Origin of the sequence: Azospirillum sp. SYSU D00513 (genome assembly GCF_017356015.1) — a bacterium.
In the GTDB taxonomy this organism is placed as follows: Bacteria; Pseudomonadota; Alphaproteobacteria; order Azospirillales; family Azospirillaceae; genus Azospirillum.
In genome coordinates this window covers 44,899-67,098 of sequence record NZ_JAFIQV010000020.1, presented here as the reverse complement: position 1 = coordinate 67,098, position 22,200 = coordinate 44,899, and the positions used below count along the sequence as shown (strand labels likewise).

Below are 22,200 nucleotides of genomic sequence, written 5' to 3'. Positions count from 1 at the left end.
CGATGCAGACCATCTTCGTCATGGTCAAATGCGAGCTGGGCAAGGCGTATCTCGTGGCCGACCAGGCCGTGCAGGAGGTCGAACAGGTGTCGGAGGTGCATTCCACCTCCGGCCAGTACGATCTCCTGATGAAATGCTACCTGCCGCAGGACACCGACATCGGCCGATTCGTGACCGAGAACATCCAGACGCTGTCCGGCGTGCGCGACACCTTCACGTTGATCGCCTTCAAGGCCTTCGCATAACGCCGGGCCTCCGCGCAGGCGCCGGGGCGGAGCCCGGATTTCGCCCCGCCCCTCAGGGAAAGCGTTGACTTGGCGCGCCGCTTACCTCAAACGTTCAGGCATGTTCCCGCACCCCTCGCGACATGCCCGGCGGCGCTCCTCCAGACCGCCTGAGCCCCCCCGGAACGCTGTCCGGAGCGCCACACGGAAGACCGTGGCGTGCGCCGGCGTCGTCGGCCTGATCCTCGCCTGCGGGCTCGCGTCCGCCGACCTTGCCGTCGCGCAGGCTCCGCCACAGCCCGCCCCCGAAGCGCCTGCTTCCGGGGAGCAGCAGCCGGTTCTGCTCGCCGCCGACCAGATGACCTTCGACGAGCAGCGTGGTGTCGTGACAGCGACCGGCAACGTCGAACTGTCGCAGGGCGACCGCGTCGTCCGCGCGGACAGCATCGTCTACGACCGGAACACCGGCGTGGTCACCGCGACGGGGAACATCCGCCTGCAGGAGCCCGGCGGCGACGTGATGTTCGCCGACTATGCCGAGCTGACATCCGATCTGCGCGACGCCTTCGTCGAGCAGATCGGCGTGCTCATGACGGACAACAGCCGTCTCGCGGGTGCGGAGGGCGAGCGCCGGGCCGGCACCCTGACCCGCCTCAACCGCGCGGTCTACAGCCCCTGCAACCTCTGCAAGGAGGACCCCACGCGGGCACCCCTGTGGCAGATCCGCGCCGTCCGGGTCGTCCACGACAAGGAGGAAAAGGAGGTCCGCTACAGGGACGCGGTGATGGAGATCTTCGGGATCCCCATCGCCTACACGCCCTATCTGTCGCACCCAGATCCCTCCGTCGACCGTCGCAGCGGCCTGCTGACCCCGACCGGCGGCGTGCGGTCCGAGATGGGCGTCTTCCTGCGGACGCCCTACTACATCGACATCGCGCCCGACCAGGACGCCACGCTCGAACTCGGCACCTTCTCCAGCGGCAGCCTTCTACTCGGCGGCCAGTACCGGAAGCGGTTCGACAACGGCAGGCTCGAACTGAACGGCAGCGTCGCCCGCGGCGACTTCGAAACGCCGCGCCAGGACAAGGGCACCCGGCTGCGCGGCTATGCCGCCGCGAACGGCCTGTTCGACATCGACGAGACCTGGCGCTGGGGCTTCGACGTCAAGCGCGCGAGCGACGAGACCTATCTGCGCCGTTACCACGACGACCGGACCGACGTGCTGACCAGCCGGGCCTTCGTCGAGGGGTTCCGCGGGCGCAACTACGCCGCCCTGAACGGCTACGCCTTCCAGGACCTGCGCTTCGGCAACCCCGTGCAGGAGCCGGTCGTCCTGCCGATGGGCGTCTACAGCGCGCTCGGCCAGCCGGGCGGGCTGCTGGGCGGACGCTGGTCGTTCGACAGCAGCGTGCTCGCCACCGCCCGCTCGGAGGGCGGCGCCGACACGCGGCGCCTCGCCATTCAGCCGGGCTGGGAGCGCGAATTCCATTCCGACACGGGGATCGTGACCACCCTGTCCGGCAGCCTCCTGTTCGCCGGGTACATGGCGAGCGACGTCAGCCGGGCGAACCCGGCCCTGTCGGGCGACGACAGCATCGAACGCGCGCGCCTGTTCCCTCAGGGCCAGCTGACGGTCCGCTATCCCTTCGTGCGCTATGGCGAAAGCTCGCAGCAGCTGATCGAGCCGATCACGCAGCTGACCGTTGCGCCGAACGTGGACAACAGCCGTTTCCCGAATGAGGAGAGCCTCGACGTCGAGTTCGACGAGGTGAACCTCTTCATGGCCAACCGTTTTCCGGGCATCGACCGGCTCGACGGCGGCAGCCGGGTTTCCTATGGCCTGCGCGGCTCGATCCAGGGCTACAACCAGGGATCGGCCAGCCTTTTCCTCGGCCAGAGCTACCGCTTCACGGACGACGACAACTTCGGGGGCGGCACCGGCCTCGACCGCAAGCAGTCGGACTATGTCGGCCACCTGTCGTTGCGGCCAGCGGGCTGGCTCGACCTCGATTACCGCTTCCGCTACGACCAGGAAACGCTGGAGCCGCGCCGGCATCTGCTGAACGCGACGGTCGGCACCAGCCTCCTCAATGTCTCCACGGCCTACACCTTCATCGACCAGACGCAGGACCGCAGCGCCACCCAGCGCGATATGCTCGAGCAGGCTCTGGTCAGCGTCGGGACGCGCTTTTCCAGCAACTGGTCGTTCAACGTGGCGCACATCCAGTCGATCGAGCCGGATCCCGGCCCCCGCGTGAGCCAGGCGGTGCTGAGCTACGAGGACGAGTGCCTGATCTTCCAGACGGTCGCCCGCCGCGACTACACGGAGGACGTGAACAGCCAGGAGGTCGAGGGCAGCACGCTGTTCTTCCGCTTCGTCTTCAAGAACATCGGCGAGTTCGTTACCCCCGGCATAAGCACCAGCTTCCTGGGGCCGCAGCCCTGATCCCCAAGGCCGGCGGCGCCCCGGAAAGCGGGCGCTGCCGGCCAGTATAGACGCGCGATCAGGCGAGATGCGGGATCAACTCGTTCGGCCGTGAGATGCGCAAGTCCGCCGTTCCGGCGCCGTCGCCCAGCAGGACCTTCAACCCGACGCCCGCCGCGCGCGCGGCCCGCATGTCGGTGTCCTGGTCGCCGAGGAACACGCAGCGCGGCAGGTCCAGGTCGAAACGCCGCGCCGCCTCCAGGATCATCCCATGCGCCGGCTTGCGCCAGAAGCTGTCGCGTGCGTAGCGGGCGACCGTGCCGTCCCGGTGCCAGGGACAATGGAAGACCCCGGCCAGTGCGACGCCCCGCGCGGCGAACTCCGCCTTCATCCAGTCCGTCAGCTGATGAAACGCCTCTTCCGTGTAGAGACCACGCGCGATCCCCGACTGGTTCGTGATCACGGCGATGCGGTAGCCCCGGTCCATCGCGTGGCGCGTCAAGGCGAAGATGCCGTCCAGGAAGGTAAAGCGCTCGCGGCTTCCGACATAGCCATGGTCGAGGTTCACCACCCCGTCGCGATCCAGAAGAAGCGCCCTGCCCGCCATGTCACATCCTAGTTGCCGGAGCCGGCAATCCCAGCCCCCTTGGACCCCATCATAGCACGCCCGCACCGCCACGGCGCCGCACCCGAATCGGATCAGGGGGTTGCATCGCAAAGGCTGAGCCGTTAGCCATAGCAGCCCTTTCATACGATCGGATCGCAACGCACCATGTCCCTGGGACGCTACGACTACGACCGACGCTACCGGCGCCGCTTCTGGCGCGGCTTCTTCAAGGTCCTGCTGATCGTCGGGTTTTTGCTGGGTGTCGCCCTCTTCTCCTACCAGATGGGCATTGAGCAACTGAAAGGGCGCGATGCCACCCTGCGCGAGGAGATCGCCGTCCTGTCCCGCCAGAAGGCGGAGCTGGAGCTCCTGGCGAGCCAGATGCAGCACGCCGCCCGCACGGCCGAAGGCCGCGCCGCCGAGCTGGAGGCCCGACTGCGCCGCGAACTGCCGACCGGCGACCTCGCGGCGCTGACCAAGCTCGTGTCCGAACGGCTCCAGTCGGGGCTGGACGCCCAGCGCCTGTCCTTCGTGATCGCGCAGACCCAGGCCAACCGCGACTGCCAGCCGCCCGAGACCAAGCGCTTCAACGTGAGCACGCCCCTGCTCCGCACGGGCAACCGCTCGACCACCTTCGGCAACGGCAAGGTCGTGGTCACCGCGGAGGGCACCTCGGCCCGCGACCCGAAGGGCGCGCCCGAGAGCTGGTTCGATCCGGCCGAGCCGGTGACGATCAAAATCACCACGCTCGGCGGGAAGCAGAGCGTCGCGACCGGCGTGCTGCCGCTCCGCCACGCGGTCGTGGCAGAGGACACCGAATACCGCTTCACCTTCAACGCCGGCCAGCGCTCCTTCCTGGAGGTCACGGCCGACCGCTGCGCCTTCCCCTGACCTATGCTCCCCGCGCGGCGCGCGGGGCGGCACCTCAGGCCCTGCTCTCAGGCGGTCGCATCCAGGGCCGGAACCCGGAAGGGCCGTGGCGGCTCGCCCGCCGCGTGCCGGTCCCAGATCGCCCGGTAGGCGCGCTCCAGCGAACGGGCGAAGCGGTCCGTGTCGAACAAGGGAGCCGCCCGGCCCGCCGCGGCCAGCCGCGCCCGGTGGCCTGCCAGCTCCGCCGGATTCCGCGCCAGCCGCAGCGCCGCCGCCTCGTACTCGGCGGCCGAGGCGACGGCCAGTTCGGGAAGGCCCACCGCGTGCAGAAGGCTCGCCGCGACCCGCGAAGCGAAGCCCTCCCCCATCACCGTCAGGACCGGCAGGCCGGCCCACAGCGCGTCGCTCGCGGTGGTGTGCGCCCCGACCGGGGCGGTATCCAGGAACAAGTCGGCAAGGCGATAGCGGGCCAGATAGTCCGGCAGCGGAAGCCTGGGCGAGAAGACCAACCGCTCCGGAGCGACGCCGCGCCGGGCGGCCTCGCGGCGCAGGTTGGCCGTGGCCTCCGGCTGACCTTCCAGGAGCCAGAGGACGCTTCCCGGCAGTGCCATGAGCAGACGGATCCACAGGTCGAGCTGCGCCGGCGTGATCTTGTAGGCGGCGTTGAAGCAGCAGAAGACGAAGCCCGTCTCCGGCAGCCCGCAGGCGGCGCGGCTCGGCGGCGTCCCGACCGGCCGGTTCCGGTCGTTCGGCTGGTAGCAGTCCGGTAGCTGGAGGATCCGTTCCGCGAAGGCCGGCTGCATCGAGAAGGGCGCCACCACCGGGTCGGCGATGACATAGTCGATGAAATCCGCTCCCATGCTGCCGGGATAGCCCAGCCACTGGATCTGAAGGGGTGCCGGCCGGAGCGCCGGGATCTCGACGCGGGCGCCCTGCGTGTAGCCCTTCAGGTCGATCAGGATGTCGATGCCGTCCTCCCGGATGCGCCGCGCCGCGTCGGCGTGTGCCAGTCCGGACAGGTCGGTGAAACGGTCGAAGGCGCGCATCAGACGGCGGCGCATCGGCCCGCCGTCGTCCGGGCCGTAGGAATAGCCGGCGACCTCGAAGCCCGAGCGGTCATGGACCTCGATCAGCTCCGCGATCAGCACGGCGGTCGCGTGCTCCTGGAAGTCCGAGGAGAGATAGCCAAGGCGCAGCCGCTCGCCCGGACCGCGCCGCGTGGTGGCAGACGGTGCGGCGGACGGCCCAGCGTGCGCCAGATTCCGGGTCCGCCAGGCGGTGTAGCGCCGGGCGCAGACAAGTTCCAGCTCCGGCCCGGCGCCCTCGCCCAGGAAGATCCAGGGATGGACCTGCCGCGTCGCGCCCTCGCGCACCAGTCGGCGCAGCCGCTCCGACCGTTCGGGCAAGCCGTCCCAGAGGCAGAGATGGCGCTGCTGCTGGACGAGCTGGGCGAGGACGCCGCCCGGATCCGGCAGGCCGATGGCGAGCGCGCGGGCGAGCGGAGCCATTGACTCCGCGACCCGGCCCGCCTCCTTCAGCGCGATGCCCAGGTTGGCCTGCATCTCGGCCAGATCGGGCCGGAGTGCGGCAGCGTTGCGGAAGGCGCGGGCGGCGTCCGCCGGCCTGCCCTGGTCGCGCCACACCGATCCGAGATTGAGCCAGCCCGGCGCGAGCGCCGCGTCGAGAGCCACCGCCCGGCGCAGGGCGGCCTCCGCCTCCGCCAGCCGGCCCAGTTCCCGCAGCATGGCGCCCTGGTTGCAGGGAGCCGGGGCATAGGCGGGCATCAGGCGCCCCGCCTCGGCGTAGGCCGCCTCGGCCTCCGCGACCCGTCCCTGCGCCTGCAAGGTCACGGCAAGCTGGAAATGGTTGCCGCCGAATCCGGGAAGCCAGGCCAGGGCGCGGCGCTGATGCGCCTCCGCTTCCGCAAGGCGTCCCTGGCGGCGCAGCCGGTCTCCGAAATTGGCGCGGGCGACGGCCTCCTCGGGCTGCCCAGCCTCCCCCAGCGCGTCGAGCAGGGCGAAGAGCCCCGCCAGGGCCTCGCGGTTCGCCGGGTCGGACGCCAGCGCCTGGCGCCGCGCCCGCAGCCCGGCGCGGAGTTCCGCCCCGGACGGGGGAGGAGCGCCGTTCACCGGGACCCCGGCCTTACTTGCGCACCCACTGCCCGGCCGCGTTCATGATGAACTGGCCCGGCGGGGTCCGCTCGATGAGCTGCTGCCCGGCGACGGCCTGAACCTTGTCGATGGAGGTGCCGTTGGACTGGGCGATCTGCGCGTAACGCGCCTTGCGCTGGGCGTTGATCTTGTCGGCCAGGGCTTGCGCCTGGGGCGAGATGGCGCCGACCAGCCCGTCCGGCTTCTCCCCGATCTGGCCGGAGGCCTTGGCGGTCGCCAGCGCGTCCTGCGCGTGGGCGGTCGCCGGAAGCAGGGCCGGAAGCAGGGCCGGGCCGCCGGCGTTCAGCAGCAGGGCAAGTGCGAGGGTGGCGAAAAGGCGTTTCATGGTCGCTACCTTCCCAGTCTTCACTTGGGGGCCTTCCCGGCGGGCGGGGCCGCCGGCACGCCGAACAGGGCGGGATCGTTCACGATGGCGTCCTCCAGGTCGCGTTCGACCTTCACGCGGACCTCCTGCTCGATCTTGATGTTCAGGTTGATCTCGATCGGCCGCTCCGGCGGCTCGATCCGGACCGTCGGTGCGCAGGCTCCGGCGAGCGCCAGCCCCGCGGCGAGGGGAATGATTCGGATGATGGTCATGGGTCCTTTCGTCCGAATTCGGACATGCGGTCGCGGACCGTGTCCGGAATGCGGTAGGCGTCGAGGCTCTGGCGCAGGATCCGGTCGAGCGCGCCGGAGACATTAAGATTAAGTTTGACCGGATAGCCATCGTAGAATGCCGGGTTCGAGCCGAGGATTCCGAAGCCGATGCGAAGCTCTCCTCCCGCCTCCCCGTCCAGGGTGGCGCGCAGCTCGCTGTAGCGGAAGTCGGTCAGCGCTCCCATCAGCAGCGCGGTGGGGCTGCCCTCGTCCCCCTGGAGGAAGCCCGGCGGCTCGGCCGGGTCATAGCGCAGGGTCCCGGGCTCCACCGCCTCAAGCAGGCCGCCGTCGAGGCTCACCCGTTCCGGCACGATCGAGACCGGCAGCCGTCCGCTGAGCCGGCCGGTGGCGGCGAGCCCGTCCACCGCGACCAGCTCCAGCATCCGCCCGAGATCGATGCGCTCCGCATGGAGTTCGATGATCCCCCGCGGCTCGGCGGGAGCGATGACGAAGGGGGAGGCGCGCAGCAGCCCGCCGGCCCAGCGCCATTCCGCGCCTTCCACATTCAGGCGCCCGTCCCGGCCATAGCCGAAGGTCACCGTGCCGTCCGTCAGCGGCACCCCGACATCGAGCAGTTTCACCGCAAGGACCTGGCCGGCGGGGATCACCGGCGGGGACAGGCTCGACAGGCGGATGGCGCCGTTGACGCCGGCCAGCGAGACGGGGCCGGCGGTGCCCGCCACCTCCTCCAGCAGCAGCTCCCCACCGGACCTCAGACCCTTGGCGTTCCAGTCCAGACGCGCCTTGGCCGCCAGCCGGCCGGAAACCTTGGAGACCTGCGCGCCGTAACCCGGCAGGAGCTGCGCCGGTCCCGGCCCGTCCGGCTTCAGCGTCATCGGCCGGAGGCGCACGTCCATGCGCCCCGTGCCGGTATCGGTGTCGTGGGTTCCCGATGCTTCGAGCGTGAGGAGCCCCGAGGCATCCGCCGCACGGCCGTTGAAGGACAGGGGCCTCCCAAGCTCCCGCCGGACGCCGCCGGTAAAGGCCAGCGGCGCGAAGAGGGCGGGTTTTCCGGTGCTGCGCAGGGTCTCGATCCTGACCTCCGCCGCCAGAGGCTCGGAGGCGGCCGGGTCCAGCGCCAGGGACAGGGACACATCCTCCGCCGCGAGCCCCCGGGCCGGCAGGGACACTCTTTCGGCCTCGGCCAGCGCCTGCACCCGCAGCCCTTCCCCGGACCAGTCGAGGAGCGGAGCCTCCTCCGGCGCGCGCAGGCACAGCGGCTCCGGCAGGCCGAGCCGCTCCCCGGCGACCACGAGGTCCTTGGCGGCCAGCAGCAGGCAGTCCGTGGGCACGGCCTGGACCTCCTGCGCGCCGAGTGTCAGCGCGACCGTCCCTTCGACGCTGCCCATACCCGCGAGTTCGGTGCCGAGAAGCGCGCCGACGGCGCGCAGGTCCGCCGCCGGGATGCGGACGTCGGCTTGGCCGCGGAGCAGGCCTCCTTCCTCGGCCAGCCGCAACCGCAGCGGAACGGTCAGCGTTCCCCCGCCCGCCTCGACCGCCAGCGCGCTCTCCTCCACCAGGATCTCGCTCACGGGCAGCGCGAGGCCTTCGCCGGGCTCCCCGCCTTCCCCGACCCCCCTGTTTCCATCTGGCAGGCCGGGGAGCCGAACCGTGCCATCCTCCTCCAGGACCAGCCGCAGGCGCGCACCGCTGACGGCAATCCGGTCGAGACGCCCCTGGAGCAGGCCGCCGGCCGACCAGCCGGCGGACACCCGCCCGAGGGTCAGGCCCGAGGCGGGGTCGAGCCGGACCAGGGCTCGAGCGGAGGACAGGCCGATGTGTTCGACGGTGACTTCGGCCGCCGGGAAGCCGGCGTGGCGCAGCGCCATCGCGGCGGCGCCTTCGGCCAGCCCGTGCGCGGAAAGGGCAAGCACGGCCACGCCCGTCACGCCACCCGCCAGCACGCCCGCCAGAATGCCCTTCCGGCCCCAACGCCGCCCCACGCCCGTCCTCCCGGCCACCGTTCCCTCACCCGTCATGAACACGCGCGGGCGACGATACCTTCCATGGAGCAGCCCATCCAGCGGGGGCGCCAGGGAGCCGGCCGGAGCCGGCCGCCTGCCCATAAAGGTCACATAGTCCGCCCGGCGGCTTTGCATCGCGGCGGGATTCGCCTATGGTCCGCACCGCGGGATCGGCACATCGGAGAGTTTCGCATGTTTCGGTGGACGCGAATCGTCATGGCGGCCCTGGCCGCCTTCTTCATCTTCGTTCAAGGGGAGGCCAAGGCCTTGGATCCGGAAAACACCCTCTACCTCGACCTCAAGGACGGCCGTGTCGTCATCGAGATGCGTCCCGACCTCGCGCCGAACCACGTCGCGCGCATCAAGGAGCTGGTGCGCCAGGGCTTCTACGACGGCATCGTCTTCCATCGCGTGATCGCGGGCTTCATGGCCCAGACCGGCGACCCCACCGGCACCGGCATGGGCGGCTCGGGCAAGAAGCTGAAGGCCGAGTTCAACGCCGAGCCGCACGTCGAGGGCACGCTGTCCATGGCCCGCGCCCAGGACCCGAACAGCGCCGACAGCCAGTTCTTCATCTGCTTCGCGCCCTCCTCCTTCCTCGACCGCCAGTACACGGTCTGGGGCAAGGTCGTCGAGGGCATGGAGCACGTCCACAAGATCAAGAAGGGCGCCGGTTCCAACGGCCAGGTCAGCGACCCGGACAAGATCATCAAGATGCAGGTCGCCGCGGACGCCAAGTAAGGCACCCGGCACGGCCGGGCGCGCAGCACCCGGCCCGCTTCCGCCGCCCCGATCATTCACGGTTCCGCCGGGGCGGCGGCGGCCGGCCCAGGCCGGCCTCGTTACAGGAACCCTTTTCCAGGCACACTTTTCCGGCGCCCTCCGAAGGCGGCCCTCTACCGCCTGCCGAACGCGGCCAGAAGCTCGCGCATCGATTGCGGGCGGTCCTGGTGGCGCATGCACAGGCCGGCCATCAGCGTGGCCTCCAAGCCGCGCGGCGCCACGACGCCGAACTCGCCCAGGGCCGGGACCTTGTCGCTGAGGAAGCGGGTGGTCGCGTCGGGCGGCACTTTTCCGGTCAGGGCGCGGTAGAAGGTCGCGCACAGGGCATAGACGTCCGTCCAGGGCCCCTGATGCCCGTCCTCGGCATATTGTTCCGGCGGGGCATAGCCCGGCTTCAGGATCACGGTGAAGTTCGCGGCCTGGAGCCCCGGCCGTGCCGCCGTCGTGCGGGCCGCGCCGAAATCCAGCAGCTTCGGGCCGTCCGACGGCGTGATCACGATGTTGTCGGGGCTGACGTCCCGATGGATCAGGCCCCGGTCGTGGACGGTCTGCAGGGTGGCCATGACCGGAGTCAGGATCGCCATGGCCCGCCGCAGATCGAGCCGTCCGCCATTGTCCGTCACGCAGCGCTTCAGGGTCGGCCCCTCCAGCAACTCCATCACCAGATAGGCGGTGCCGTTCTCCTTGAAGCAGTCACGGACGGCGACGACCCCCTTGATGTCCCGCAGCTGCGCCAGAAGCTGGGCCTCGTTGAAGAACTTCGCGAGGCCGGCGGCGAAGCTCTGCGCGTGCTCGTCGGAGAAGGGGGTCACCTGCGGGGTGCCGACGGCGCGTGCGATGAGGTTCGCCGGGTAGTATTCCTTGATGGCCACCCTGGCCTGATGCCGCTCGTCCCAGCCGATATAGGTCGCACCGAAGCCGCCCTGGCCCAGGATCCCGCCGGTCCGGTAACGCTCCTTCAGCCCCGTTCCGGGTGCGAGATGGATCCCTCTCCGATTCTCCATTCGGGCCGGATAGCCGCAAAGCCCGCAGGGCCCGACACCGGCCAGAACGGCGAAACAGCCCTGGCAGCGGAGCTGGGGCGGAGAGGCGGTCTGCGCCGGGGGCGTCGAATCCGGCGGGCTCGCCTGCGGCTCCATGGCGGCAACGCCAGCGGTGACGGTGAGGGTCTCTCCGGTCCGGCGCTGCGGCTGCGACAGTGTGCGGGAGCCCTGGCGGAGACGGTCGAGAAGCTCATGCAGCCGCTTGAGTTCGGCCTGGACGATGGTGTCGTTGCGGCGGGAGGATAGTTCGCCCTGGAAGCTCGGATGGCGGACGATCTCCATGATGTTCTGGCGCATCAGCGGCAGAGCGCCACCGTCGCGGACGATGCCGGAGCAGGCGAGTTCCGCGAGCCGGATCGCTCGGCGGCGCGGCACGGGCTCGACCGCCAGCAGGTGCCGTCCGAGCCTTCCCCGCTGGGCGTATTCGTCCACGATGTGCAGCGCGCGCCCGGCGATGCGCGCCCGCTCCGGCCCCGGAAGGCCGGACGACTCGATGGCCGCGACCGCCGCTTTCAGCCGGTCCCGGACCAGCTCCGTGTCCGCCGACCCGAAGACCATCGCCTCGACCAGCGCCTCGTTCCCGAGCGCCTGGTCGAAGGCGCCCACGATGTCGGCCATGAGCCGTGCGGCCAGCGGCGCCGTTGCCAGCGCGGCCAGATAATGGAGCGTGCAGACGAGGTCGGCCTGGACCCGGCACACCGCCCACACGGCCCGCTGCAAGGCGTCGGCGCTTCCCTGCTCCTCCAGGCGCCGGGCGAAGCGAATGGTGAGCGCCTCCGCCATGGGTCCGCCGCCGGCCATGCCCGCCGGTGTCAGAAGGTTGGCGAGCAGGGCCTGCAGCGTCTTTCCTTCGAGTTGCGGCTGTCCGGGCGCCAGAGGCTGCGGCGAACGGAGGTGACGGCGAAGCCGGTCCAGCACCGCCGCCTGCGCCACGGGCAGCTTGCCCTGGCGGAAAAGGCCGTTCAGCACGCCCATCCGGTCCGGACCGGCGCGGCCGACCGCGATGCGCCCGAGCACCAGATCGCACAGGTTCAGCAGCAGGACGGTCTGCGTGCTCCCGGTCCCGAACAGTTCCTGCATGGCGCCGGGGGAGGCCAGCAGATCTCCGATCACGTCATCCACCGCGGCGGTCAACTCCTCCCGGCGCTCCGGCTGGATGAGCTGGAGCAGCCGGTCGAGCTTGGCGCCCCATCCGCGGACGCCGGAGAGGTCGAGGCTGAGCGCCACGCGGCAATCATAGCCGGCGTTCCCGGTCGGGCTGCGCTCGGATCCCAGCAGGAGAAGCGTGTCGACGGCCGAGCGGACGTTCGGCGTGCGAGCGAAGGCGAGTTGGGCGTCTGCGGCCCGGGCGACCGTCTGCTCCAGCGCCCCTTCGATCGCCGCATGGCGTTCCGCCGCCGTCTGCCCAGATTGGCGGGCCTGGGCTGCCGCGATCCGCGCGATGAGGGCGCCGATCAGCTCCCTCTGCTCCAGGAGCGGGCGCAGCGCACGGCTGTTGTGGATCAGTTCGGTCGGGGTCAGCCACTGCGAGTCGAGCTGGCGGCGCAGGATGTTGCCGAGGACCGTTCGCCCGCCAGGGCCATGAAAATCGGCCAGGGTCCGGCAAGGCTCCGCCTCCTCCAGGATGGGAACCGCCCCATTCCCGGACTGGACGGGCCGCGCAGGCGCGACCTTCAGCACGCAATGACCTTTGGCAGGAACGGCATCGTCATGGGCGCGTGTCGATGGCCCTTTGCCGGATTGCCGTAGCGGATCGCGTTGAGATCCTGTTCCACCAGCCCTTGTTCCACAAGCCCGTATCTCCGGCGGTACGCCGCCATGGATGCTCTCCCGTGGTGCACCGCACCGAGATCACGTCATTGTCGCCGCCCTTTGGTAAAGGCATCGTATATGCCCATGGACTACATGGCGGGCCGCGGCGCCCGGATGCCTCCCCGGTCGCCTTCTGGCCCGCCCTGCGTCCGCGCACCGCGCCGGCCAGAGCATTCGGGATGTTTTCCGGTCTGCGGAGCGGCGGTCCACACAATGACATTGCGTGGGTCCCCCGCCATCCGTCACACTCATTGCGGTGCAGCATGCATCGTCGACCGGAGCCCGTACATGCTTGATGCCCTCGAGATGGTAACGTTGCGCAGCGGCGCGCTGGAATGCGTGCTGAATCCGCGTTGCGGCGGCTCCATCGGGCGTCTGACCTGGCACGGCCCGACGGCGGGCGGAGGCCCCGTCGAACTGATGCGTCCGGCGGCCGAGCAGCGGATGCGCGACGGTTCGGCCCACGACATGGCCTGCTACCCGCTCTTCCCCTTCTCCAACCGCATCGCCGAGGGGCGCTTCCACTTCGCGGGCCGCGACGTCGCGCTGCCGCTGAACCAGCCGCCCTGCCCCCACGCCATCCACGGCCATGGCTGGACTTCGGCCTGGCAGGTCGACCGCTGCGATGCCGCGTCCGCCCGGCTGAGCTTCCGCCACGCGGCCGGTGCCTGGCCTTGGAGCTACACGGCCGTCCAGACCTTCGGGCTGGAGCCCGACGCGATCACGGTCACGCTCGATCTGACCAACGAGGGTGACACGCCGATGCCCTCGGGCATGGGGCTCCACCCCCATTTTCCGAAGCCGGCGGGGACGCGGGTCACGGCCCGGCTCGGCTCGGTTTGGATGAACGATGCGGCGATGCTGCCCGACCAGCGCATTACCCTGCCCGAGGAGTGGGCCTTCACCGGCGGCGCCGTCATGGACGAGCTGGTTCTCGACAACTGCTTCGCGGGCTGGGACGGCGAGGCCTTCATCGCCTGGCCCGACCGCAAGCTTGGCCTGTCCGTCACGGCCGAGGGTCCCTACGGCCATCTCGTGGTCTATGCGCCGATGGGCGGGGATTTCTTCTGCCTGGAACCGGTCACCCACATGACCGATGCCCACAATCGACCGGAAGAGAGCGACAGCGGCCTGCTCAGCCTGGCGCCCGGCGAGCGGCTGTCCACCACGGTGCGCTTCGCCATCGAAGTCCTGTAGGGCAAGAGCCTCCTATTCCGGAAAGGCCCGCAGGATGGCTTTGATCTGGCGCTGGAAATCGGGGTCCTCGCGGTAGCGCGTGAGCACCGTCCGGTCCCGCTGGATGTAGAACATCATCGTGTCCCGGTCCGGCAGCGAGCGCGGGGATGGCTTCTCCAGAAGCTCGCCGTTCCAGTCGATGCGGGCGTTGAAGTAGCAGGCGCGCGAGAACAGCATGAACAGCTTGTTCTCTGGGTTCAGCTTTTCCCGCCGCAGCAGGGCGTAATAGTAATAGTTTCGCCCATGGAAATAGGCGGTGTGAATCGCCTGCAGCGCGGCGAACCGTTCGTCGGGATTCGTGAATTGCTTGATCTGGCGCTCCATCCGGAAGCCGGCGAGCAGATATTCCTTCGCCTCCGCCTCGAAGGAGAAGGCGCCACCGCGCATGAGCCCGACCTGTTCGCCATAGCGCCGGAGGATACGCATCAGGACGAGTTCCAGGAAACGCCGTTCGGCCGCGACCTCGTCGGGAATCTGTGGAAGCATGTCGAACACGTGCCGCAGATGGTAGGGATGACGGACCGTGACCACCGGCACGGTGCCGCCGCCACGCGCCGCCGGAGCCCGCCGGTTCGGCCTCTGCGCCGCCGCGGACACCGAGGCCACCACCGAGGCGAGCGTGTCCTGCATCTTCCAACGCAGGCGCGTGCCCGCCGACTGGCGTCCGAGACGCAGCCCCACGAGCAGGCGCTGGAAGCGGCCGCGCCAATTCTCCTTCGGCCGCTTGTGCGCCGGCAGGTCGGGCACGACCAGCGGCTTTCCCAATAGGTCAGGCTGCGGCGGCAGGGGATTGAAGTTGAAGTAGTTCCCGGTGACGACCCCGCGCGCCGTTCCCTCCCCGGCACCCCTGGCGCCGGCCGGCCCGGTGATCGATCTGGCCATCAATTTGGCCATCGGCGTGGCCGCCCGCAGAGCCATGGGACCGTCCATCCTCATCGACGACGTCCGGCGCGCCTGCCGCCCGGCACCACGAAACGGTGCCGGCGGGCCGCGCCCTCCCCCTTCGCCCTTGCGAAGAAAGATCTTTATAGCTCTGATAAGGCACGGGAAACAGTGGCCTTGGCCGCTTGTGCGGGTGCGTGGCTTTTGCGCAACGCCTCAGCCGCGCAGCCTGTTGGTCGAAATGCGTCGATGAAAACGTGCAACCGGCTCGGACTCTTGGGAGAGGTAGGCATAGATGGCGATCCACGTCGCGCTGAACCACAAAAGCATCTACCACTATGATCGTCTGGTGTCGTTGGGACCCCAGATCGTGCGTCTGCGCCCCGCCCCGCATTGCCGGACCCCCATTCTCAGCTATTCGCTGAAGGTCACGCCGAAGAAACATTTCCTGAACTGGCAGCAGGACCCCCAGTCCAACTTCCAGGCCCGGTTCGTCTTCCCGGAAAAGACCCGCGAGTTCATCGTCGAGGTCGACCTCGTCGCCGAGATGGCGTCGATCAACCCCTTCGACTTCTTCCTTGAGGAGAAGGCGCAGACCTTCCCCTTCGCCTACGAGCCCTGGCTGGCCCGCGAGCTGCGCCCCTACATGGAGACGGAGGAGCCGGGCCCCCTGCTGGCCGCCTATCTGAAGACCGTGTCGCGCGAGCCGACCGCGACGATCAACGCCATCATCGAGATCAACCGCCGCCTCCAGCAGGAGATCGGCTACGTCATCCGGCTCGAGCCCGGCATCCAGAGCTGCGAGGAGACGCTGGGCAACCGCACCGGCTCCTGCCGCGATTCGGCCTGGCTGCTCGTCCAGATCTGCCGCCACATGGGTCTGGCCGCGCGTTTCGTGTCCGGCTACCTGATCCAGCTCACCGCCGACCAGAAGGCCATCGACGGCCCCTCCGGTCCGGAGAACGACTTCACCGACCTGCACGCCTGGACCGAGGTGTTCCTGCCCGGCGCCGGCTGGGTCGGGCTCGACCCCACCTCGGGCCTGCTGGCCGGCGAGGGGCACATCCCGCTGGCCTGCACGCCCGACGCCTCCTCGGCCGCACCCATCTCCGGCCTCGTGGACGAGGCCGAGGTGGAGTTCCGCCACGAGATGTCGGTCACCCGCATCTACGAGGCACCACGCGTCACCAAGCCCTACGCTCCCCGGCAGTGGGCCGCCATCGACGCGCTGGGCAAGCGCGTGGACGCCTTGCTGAACGAGGGCGACGTCCGGCTGACCATGGGCGGCGAGCCGACCTTCGTTTCCGTCGACGACATGGAAGCGCCGGAGTGGAACACCAGCGCGGTCGGACCCACCAAGCGGCGTATGGCCGGCGACCTCATCCACCGGCTGATGCGGCGCTTCGCGCCGGGCGGCCTGCTGCATTTCGGCCAGGGCAAATGGTATCCGGGCGAATCCCTGCCGCGCTGGGCGCTGACCCTCTACTGGCGCCGCGACGGCGAGGCGCTCTGGGCAAACTCCGACCTGCTGGCGCGGGAGGACGTCGATTACGGCCACAAGGCTCCGGAGGCCGGGCTGTTCCTGGTCACCCTGGCGAAGAGGATCGGCATCGACCCGGCGCTGGTCGTCGCGGCCTACGAGGACCCCTGGCACTACATCCGGCGGGAGCAGCAGCTTCCCGTGAACGTCGATCCGCTCGACAGCAAGCTCGAGGATCCGGAAGAGCGCGAGCGCCTTGCCCGCGTCTTCGGCCGGGGACTGTCCGAGCCGGTCGGCTTCGCCCTGCCGATCAGCCGCAAGATGACGCAGCAGGGACCCGTCTGGCTGTCCAGCACCTGGCCCTTGCGGCAGGAGCGGCTGTTCCTGATGCCCGGCGACAGCGCCATCGGCTATCGCCTGCCGCTCGGCTCCCTGCCCTGGGTGGCGCCGCAGGACTATCCCTACCATTGGGAAACCGACCCCTTCGAGGAGCGGGCGCCGCTGCCCCCGCACCCGGTCCCCTTGCGCCAGCGCGCGATCAAGGGCGCCGACGAGCCCCCCGCCGGCCGTGGCATGCCCCCCGGCGCCCGTAGCGCGCAGATCCAGCGCGCGATGGCCGAGGTCCGCACCGAGATGCCGGAGGAAGGCAAGTCGGCCTGGTGGATCGTCCGCACGGCGCTCGCCTGCGAGGCGCGCAACGGGCGCATCCACCTGTTCATGCCGCCGATGAACACGCTGGAGGATTATCTGGCGATGCTGGCGGAGATCGAGGCCACGGCGCTCGAACTCGACCTGCCCGTGGTGATCGAGGGCTACCAGCCGCCGCGCGACCCGCGCCTGAACTCGCTGGCGGTGACGCCGGACCCCGGCGTGATCGAGGTGAACATCCAGCCCTCCGCTTCCTGGGACGAGCTGGTGCGCAACACCACCGCGCTGTACGAGGACGCGCGCCAGTCGCGGCTGGCTGCCGAGAAGTTCATGATCGACGGGCGCCACACCGGCACCGGCGGCGGCAACCACGTGGTCATGGGCGCCGCCACCCCGGCGGACAGCCCCTTCCTGCGCCGGCCGGACATGCTGCGCAGCCTGATCACCTTCTGGCAGAACCACCCGGCCCTGTCCTACGTCTTCTCCGGTCTGTTCATCGGCCCGACCAGCCAGGCCCCGCGCGTGGACGAGGCCCGCGATGACACGCTCTATGAGCTGGAGATCGCCTTCAACAAGCTGGACGAGGCGGCCTCCTCCAACGGCTGCCCGCCCTGGCTGGTGGACCGCGTGCTGCGCAACCTGCTGACCGACGTGCAGGGCAACACCCACCGCGCCGAGTTCTGCATCGACAAGCTCTATTCGCCCGACAGCTCCACCGGGCGGCTCGGACTCGTCGAGTTCCGCGCCTTCGAGATGCCGCCCCACGCCGAGATGAGCCTGACCCAGCAGCTGCTGATGCGGGCGCTGGTCGCGCGATTCTGGAACGCGCCCTACAAGAACCGGCTGGTGCGCTGGGGAACGGAGCTGCACGACCGCTTCATGCTGCCCTATTTCCTCCAGCAGGACATGGCGGACGTGCTGGCGGACCTGCGCGAGCATGGCTTCGATTTCCAGGAATCCTGGTTCGATCCGCACTTCAACTTCCGCTTCCCGGTCTACGGCCAGGTCAACCAGCGCAGCATCACGCTGGAGTTGCGCATGGCGCTGGAGCCCTGGCACGTGCTGGGCGAGGAGCCGGGCGGCGGCGGCACGGTCCGCTACGTGGACAGCTCCGTCGAACGGCTCCAGGTCCGGGTGAACGGGCTGATCGGCGAACGCCACATCGTGACCTGCCACGGCCGCCGCGTGCCGCTGATCCCCACGGGTGTCGAGGGCGAGTATGTCGGCGGGGTGCGTTACCGCGCCTGGCAGCCGCCGTCGGCCCTGCACCCGACCATCCCCGTCCACACCCCGCTGGTCTTCGACATTCTGGACAGCTGGGCTGGCCGGTCCATCGGCGGCTGCACCTACCACGTCATGCATCCGGGCGGCCGCAACTACGACACCTTCCCAGTCAACGGCAACGAGGCTGAGGGCCGCCGGCTCGCCCGCTTCTATCCCTACGGCCACACGCCGGGTCCGATGGACACCCCGTCGGAGGAGCGGAACCCGCAGTTTCCGATGACGCTGGACCTGCGCCGAGGCGGCTGAGCGCAGCCGCCAATCTCACCGGACGGAAGGCCCGGCAACCGCTCGGACACCTCAAGAGCTTGTAAGGAAAAGCCGAGCAAATCCGATTTGCAACACCCGGCCGGACGAGTCGTCCGGCCGGTTCCATTTTCGGATAGCGGCCTTGCATTGCCGGAAACGCACGTTCACACTCCTGGCGCTGTGAAACTCTCGTGAGCGTTCGAGCCCTGTGGCCGATTCAGACCAGATCTCCGCCGATGCGAACCTGCCCGGTCCGGGCGGTCCCCGGACGGTTCCCTTCCTGCAGGGGTCCCTGTTCGGCGAGGCGGACGCGCTCGGCTACGGTGGGGCCTACGTCTATGACGAGATGGTCACCGGCCAAGGCAAATTGCGGCCCCACTGGCAGACCTTCATGGGGACGCTGGGTCCGCTCGACCCCGACCTGATGTCCGACCGCTGGGAGGAGGCGCGGCGCCTCCTGCACCAGAACGGCGTCACCTACAACATCTACGCCGACCCGATGGGGATGGAGCGGCCCTGGCCGCTCGACATGATGCCCCTGCTGCTGCCCTCGCACGAATGGAAGGCGCTTGAGTCCGGGCTGATCCAGCGGGCGACGCTGCTCAACGCCGTACTCGCCGACCTGTACGGGCGGCAGACGCTGATCCGCGAGGGACGGCTGCCGCCCGCCGTGATCCACGCCGACCCCGGTTTCCGCCGGGCCGTCCACGGCATCCGCGTTCCCGGCGACATCCACCTGCATTCCTACGCGGTCGATCTGGCGCGCTCGCCGGACGGGCGCTGGTGGGTGCTGTCGGACCGCACCCAGGCGCCGAGCGGCAGCGGCTACGCGCTTGAAAACCGCGCGGTCATGTCGAAGGTGCTGCCGGACAGCTTCCGCCATTGCCAGGTGGAGCGGCTGGCGCCCTTCTTCGAGACCTTCAAGGAAACGCTGCTGTCGCTGAGCCCGCGCAAGGACCGGCCGCGCGTGGTCCTGCTGACGCCGGGTCCCTACAACGAGACCTATTTCGAGCACGTCTACCTCGCCCGCTATCTCGGCCTCACGCTGGTCGAGGGCGCGGACCTGACGGTGCGCGACCGGCAGGTCTATCTGAAGACGCTGAGCGGGCTGGAGCAGGTGGACGTCATCCTGCGGCGGCTCGACGCCGATTTCGCCGACCCGCTGGAGATGCGCGCCGACAGCTCGCTGGGCGTGGCCGGGCTGGTGGAGGCGGTGCGCGCCGGATCCGTGGTCGTCGCCAACGCGCTGGGATCCGGCCTGCTTGAGTCGATGGCGCTGAAGTCCGCGCTTCCGACGCTCTGCCGCCACCTGTTGGGGGAAGAGCTGAAGCTGCCGGGCGTCGCCGTCTGGTGGTGCGGCAACGACGCGGAGCGCGCCTACGCGCTGGACTCCCTGGAAAGCCTCGTCGTCAAGCCGGCTTTCCCAGCCCGCCCCTTCGAACCGATCTTCGGCAGCGACCTGTCGAAGGCCGAGCGGGCCGAGCTGGTGGAGAAGATCCGGCAGCGCCCCTGGAACTACGTGGCGCAGGAGCGGCTCGCCCTGTCCACGGCACCGGTCTGGCACGAGGGCAAGCTTCAGCCGCGCCCACTGGTGCTGCGCGTCTTCCTCTGCTCGACGCCGGACGGCGGCTACAGCGTCATGCCCGGCGGGCTGACCCGCGTGTCCACCGAATCCGGCAAGCTCGTCGTCTCCATGCAGCGCGGCGGCGGCAGCAAGGACACCTGGATCCTGTCCGGGCGCCGGCACGAGACGCCGCCGGCCCGCACGCGCCTTTCGCCGCCCGCCGACCCGGTGGCGGAGCCGATCAAGCCGGTGACGACCGACCTGCCGAGCCGCGTCGCCGACGGGCTCTTCTGGCTTGGCCGCTACGCCGAGCGGGCGGAGAGTGCCGTGCGGCTGCTGCGGGCCGCCCACACGCGGCTGACCGACGCGAACTTCCCCGGCGCCGGGGCGCAGATGCGCCCGCTCCTGTCGCTGATGGCCGGGCTCGGCCTCGTGCCCAAGGACTTCTCCGACGTGACGGAGACGGGGACCGGGCGCGGCCTCCAGAACGCGCTCAACGCCTCGGTGTTCGACGCGGACCATCCCTACAGCCTGCGCACCCAGATCGTCCGCCTGCACCGGACCGCCTATTCGGTGCGCGACCGCCTGTCGCTCGACACGTGGCGCGTCGTCTCGGCCATCGAGCGGCAGAGCCAGGGTCCAAGCAGCCATACAGGCAGCCAGACCGCCGGCACTCCGGGACAGCCGGGACAGCCGCCGCGCGCCCGCATCGACGCGGCCTCGATGCTGCTTCGGCTGGACGACATCATGATCAGCCTGGCGGCCCTGTCCGGCCACCAGCAGGAGAGCATGACGCGCGGATCCGGCTGGCGTTTCCTCGACATCGGGCGGCGCATCGAACGCGCCCTCCACATGATCGCGGTCATGCGCGGGGTGAACGTCGCCGACCTGACCCGCTACGACGCCAACACGCAGGAGGCGTCGCTCGCCATCCTGCTGGAACTCGGCGAGAGCGTCATGACCTACCGCTCCCGCTATCTGACGACGGTGCGGCGGGACGGCGTGCTGCAGCTGCTCCTCGCGGACGAGAGCAACCCGCGGGCACTCGCCTTCCAGCTCGCAGCGCTGCATGGCCACCTGACGGCGCTGCCCGGCGGCTCCATGCCGCGCAACGACGACCCGACGGCCAGCGCCGCCGGCATCGTGCGGACCGCCCGCGACCTGCTGCGGGATCCGGCGGCGCTGGGTTCGAACGCGGCGCTCCATTCCACGCTCGACACGCTGGCGGCGTCGCTGCCGGATGTGTCCAACCTCCTCGCACATGCCTATTTCAGCCATGCTTTCGCACGATCTGCCTGAGACGAGCGCCCCGCCCGCCGGCGCCGCCACGATGCGTTACCGCGTCCGCCACACGACGCGGTACGAGTATGGCGAGGACGTGCCGGTGGCCCATCACCTGCTGCACCTCACCGCCCGCCCCCACCCGCTCCAGCGGGTGCGCCGCAGCCAGCTCACCATAACCCCGGCGACGGCGCTGCGCGCCGACCACACCGATTATTTCGGCAATGCCCTGATCTACGTCGCCGTGCAGGAGCCCCACAGCAGCTTCGAGATCACGGCCGAGAGCGAGGTCGAGGTCTTCGCCGCACCCAGGCGCGACCCGTCCGCGACACCGCCCTGGGAGGCCGTCCGCGAGTCCCTGCGCGGCCTCACCGGCCCGGACGATGGGGCGGACATCGTCCAGTACGCCTTCGACAGCGCGCTGGTGACGGTTTCGCCGGACCTCGCGGACTATGCCCGCCCGTCCTTCACGCCGGGCCGGCCCGTCGCCGAGGCTTCCATCGACCTGATCCGCCGCGTCCACCGTGATTTCGCCTTCGACCCGTCGGCGACGACCGTGGCGACGCCGCTGTCCGTGGTCATGAGGCAGCGCCGCGGCGTCTGCCAGGACTTCGCCCAGGTGGTCATCGGCTGCCTGCGCGCGCAGGGGCTTCCGGCCCGCTACGTCTCGGGCTATCTGCGCACCCTTCCCCCGCCTGGCAAGCCCCGGCTGGTCGGTGCGGACGTCAGCCACGCCTGGGCCTCGGTATGGTGCGGCGGCGGGACCGGCTGGCTCGACCTCTGCCCGACCAACGACCGGCCGACCGACCAGGACTTCATCACCATCGCCTGGGGCCGCGACTACGCCGACGTCAGCCCCGTGCGCGGCGTCCTGATGGGCGGCGCCGGCCACGCCCTGACGGTCAGCGTGGATGTCGAGCCGCTGGAACAGGCGGCGGAGTAGAAGGTCCTCCCGTTTTCCGGGAGACGGCAAGGAAAAAGCCCCTCTCCCGACCGGCGGGAGAGGGGCTTTTTCGTGCAGGTCGGCTGGGCCGGATGCCGGCC

General features: G+C 70.0%; 16 protein-coding genes. 8 read left to right on the top strand and 8 right to left on the bottom strand.

Going from position 1 to position 22,200, the window contains the following annotated elements:
• Positions 1 to 2 precede the first annotated feature (2 nt).
• Positions 3 to 245: an Lrp/AsnC ligand binding domain-containing protein gene (locus JUB11_RS16165; protein ID WP_207459597.1), complete on the top strand. Its 243-nt coding sequence runs from the start codon at positions 3 to 5 to the stop codon at positions 243 to 245.
• 193 nt (positions 246 to 438) lie between these two features.
• Positions 439 to 2,670: an LPS assembly protein LptD gene (lptD, locus tag JUB11_RS16160; RefSeq protein ID WP_348771446.1), complete on the top strand. Its 2,232-nt coding sequence runs from the start codon at positions 439 to 441 to the stop codon at positions 2,668 to 2,670.
• Between the two features lie 58 nt (positions 2,671 to 2,728).
• Here the strand turns inward: lptD and JUB11_RS16155 are convergent, their stop codons facing one another.
• Positions 2,729 to 3,256 (bottom strand): HAD family hydrolase, encoded by a 528-nt coding sequence (locus JUB11_RS16155; RefSeq protein WP_207459595.1) that lies wholly within the window; start codon positions 3,254 to 3,256, stop codon positions 2,729 to 2,731.
• 165 nt (positions 3,257 to 3,421) lie between these two features.
• On the opposite strand from JUB11_RS16155, the gene JUB11_RS16150 reads away from it, so the two are divergent.
• Positions 3,422 to 4,147, top strand: a complete 726-nt coding sequence (locus JUB11_RS16150) for a hypothetical protein (RefSeq protein WP_207459594.1) — start codon at positions 3,422 to 3,424, stop codon at positions 4,145 to 4,147.
• A 47-nt stretch (positions 4,148 to 4,194) separates the two neighbouring features.
• On the opposite strand, the gene JUB11_RS16145 is transcribed toward JUB11_RS16150, so the two are convergent.
• Genes JUB11_RS16145 through JUB11_RS33375 form a run of 4 tightly spaced genes read right to left on the bottom strand, consistent with a single transcriptional unit; the run spans position 4,195 to position 8,876 of the window.
• Positions 4,195 to 6,255 (bottom strand): tetratricopeptide repeat protein, encoded by a 2,061-nt coding sequence (locus JUB11_RS16145; protein WP_348771445.1) that lies wholly within the window; start codon positions 6,253 to 6,255, stop codon positions 4,195 to 4,197.
• 13 nt (positions 6,256 to 6,268) lie between these two features.
• The gene (locus tag JUB11_RS16140) at positions 6,269 to 6,622 is read right to left on the bottom strand and encodes a YdbL family protein (protein ID WP_207459593.1); all 354 of its coding nucleotides are present in this window, start codon (positions 6,620 to 6,622) and stop codon (positions 6,269 to 6,271) included.
• 20 nt (positions 6,623 to 6,642) lie between these two features.
• A complete protein-coding gene (locus JUB11_RS16135; RefSeq protein ID WP_207459592.1) occupies positions 6,643 to 6,873 on the bottom strand; it encodes a YnbE family lipoprotein in 231 nt (76 codons plus the stop codon).
• Positions 6,870 to 8,876, bottom strand: a complete 2,007-nt coding sequence (locus JUB11_RS33375) for a YdbH domain-containing protein (protein ID WP_348771444.1) — start codon at positions 8,874 to 8,876, stop codon at positions 6,870 to 6,872. Before JUB11_RS33375 ends, JUB11_RS16135 begins: the two co-directional genes overlap by 4 nt.
• Positions 8,877 to 9,113: 237 nt before the next feature.
• On the opposite strand from JUB11_RS33375, the gene JUB11_RS16125 reads away from it, so the two are divergent.
• A complete protein-coding gene (locus JUB11_RS16125) occupies positions 9,114 to 9,638 on the top strand; it encodes a peptidylprolyl isomerase (protein ID WP_247887104.1) in 525 nt (174 codons plus the stop codon).
• A gap of 155 nt (positions 9,639 to 9,793) precedes the next feature.
• Here JUB11_RS16125 and JUB11_RS16120 read toward each other — a convergent pair whose 3' ends face one another.
• Both JUB11_RS16120 and JUB11_RS16115 read right to left on the bottom strand, forming a co-directional pair.
• Positions 9,794 to 12,403 (bottom strand): serine/threonine-protein kinase, encoded by a 2,610-nt coding sequence (locus tag JUB11_RS16120; RefSeq protein ID WP_348771443.1) that lies wholly within the window; start codon positions 12,401 to 12,403, stop codon positions 9,794 to 9,796.
• Complete coding sequence (locus JUB11_RS16115) at positions 12,397 to 12,543, bottom strand: hypothetical protein (RefSeq protein WP_207459590.1); 147 nt, start codon at positions 12,541 to 12,543, stop codon at positions 12,397 to 12,399. Before JUB11_RS16115 ends, JUB11_RS16120 begins: the two co-directional genes overlap by 7 nt.
• 280 nt (positions 12,544 to 12,823) lie before the next feature.
• On the opposite strand from JUB11_RS16115, the gene JUB11_RS16110 reads away from it, so the two are divergent.
• Entirely contained in the window at positions 12,824 to 13,732 is a 909-nt protein-coding gene (locus JUB11_RS16110) for an aldose 1-epimerase (RefSeq protein ID WP_207459589.1), read from the top strand.
• 12 nt (positions 13,733 to 13,744) lie between these two features.
• Here JUB11_RS16110 and JUB11_RS16105 read toward each other — a convergent pair whose 3' ends face one another.
• The gene (locus JUB11_RS16105; RefSeq protein WP_247887098.1) at positions 13,745 to 14,653 is read right to left on the bottom strand and encodes a hypothetical protein; all 909 of its coding nucleotides are present in this window, start codon (positions 14,651 to 14,653) and stop codon (positions 13,745 to 13,747) included.
• Between the two features lie 295 nt (positions 14,654 to 14,948).
• Here JUB11_RS16105 and JUB11_RS16100 point away from each other — a divergent pair, with 295 nt between their 5' ends.
• The 3 genes from JUB11_RS16100 to JUB11_RS16090 all read left to right on the top strand — a co-directional run bounded on the left by JUB11_RS16100 (position 14,949) and on the right by JUB11_RS16090 (position 22,099).
• A complete protein-coding gene (locus JUB11_RS16100; RefSeq protein WP_207459588.1) occupies positions 14,949 to 18,311 on the top strand; it encodes a transglutaminase family protein in 3,363 nt (1,120 codons plus the stop codon).
• A 208-nt stretch (positions 18,312 to 18,519) separates the two neighbouring features.
• A complete protein-coding gene (locus tag JUB11_RS16095) occupies positions 18,520 to 21,174 on the top strand; it encodes a circularly permuted type 2 ATP-grasp protein (RefSeq protein ID WP_348771442.1) in 2,655 nt (884 codons plus the stop codon).
• Between the two features lie 31 nt (positions 21,175 to 21,205).
• Positions 21,206 to 22,099, top strand: a complete 894-nt coding sequence (locus tag JUB11_RS16090) for a transglutaminase family protein (RefSeq protein ID WP_207459587.1) — start codon at positions 21,206 to 21,208, stop codon at positions 22,097 to 22,099.
• The last annotated feature ends 101 nt before the right edge of the window (positions 22,100 to 22,200 follow it).

Excerpts from the sequence above, each read along its gene's own strand:
- JUB11_RS16110 (WP_207459589.1), top strand. The coding sequence starts at position 12,824 with ATGCTTGATGCCCTCGAGATGGTAACGTTGCGCAGCGGCGCGCTGGAA.
- JUB11_RS16150 (WP_207459594.1), top strand. The coding sequence starts at position 3,422 with ATGTCCCTGGGACGCTACGACTACGACCGACGCTACCGGCGCCGCTTC.
- JUB11_RS16090 (WP_207459587.1), top strand. The coding sequence starts at position 21,206 with ATGCGTTACCGCGTCCGCCACACGACGCGGTACGAGTATGGCGAGGAC.
- JUB11_RS16105 (WP_247887098.1), bottom strand. The coding sequence starts at position 14,653 with ATGGCCAGATCGATCACCGGGCCGGCCGGCGCCAGGGGTGCCGGGGAG.
- JUB11_RS16125 (WP_247887104.1), top strand. The coding sequence starts at position 9,114 with ATGGCGGCCCTGGCCGCCTTCTTCATCTTCGTTCAAGGGGAGGCCAAG.
- JUB11_RS16100 (WP_207459588.1), top strand. The coding sequence starts at position 14,949 with ATGGCGATCCACGTCGCGCTGAACCACAAAAGCATCTACCACTATGAT.
- JUB11_RS16135 (WP_207459592.1), bottom strand. The coding sequence starts at position 6,873 with ATGACCATCATCCGAATCATTCCCCTCGCCGCGGGGCTGGCGCTCGCC.
- JUB11_RS16155 (WP_207459595.1), bottom strand. The coding sequence starts at position 3,256 with ATGGCGGGCAGGGCGCTTCTTCTGGATCGCGACGGGGTGGTGAACCTC.
- JUB11_RS16140 (WP_207459593.1), bottom strand. The coding sequence starts at position 6,622 with ATGAAACGCCTTTTCGCCACCCTCGCACTTGCCCTGCTGCTGAACGCC.
- JUB11_RS16165 (WP_207459597.1), top strand. The coding sequence starts at position 3 with ATGCAGACCATCTTCGTCATGGTCAAATGCGAGCTGGGCAAGGCGTAT.
- JUB11_RS16115 (WP_207459590.1), bottom strand. The coding sequence starts at position 12,543 with ATGGCGGCGTACCGCCGGAGATACGGGCTTGTGGAACAAGGGCTGGTG.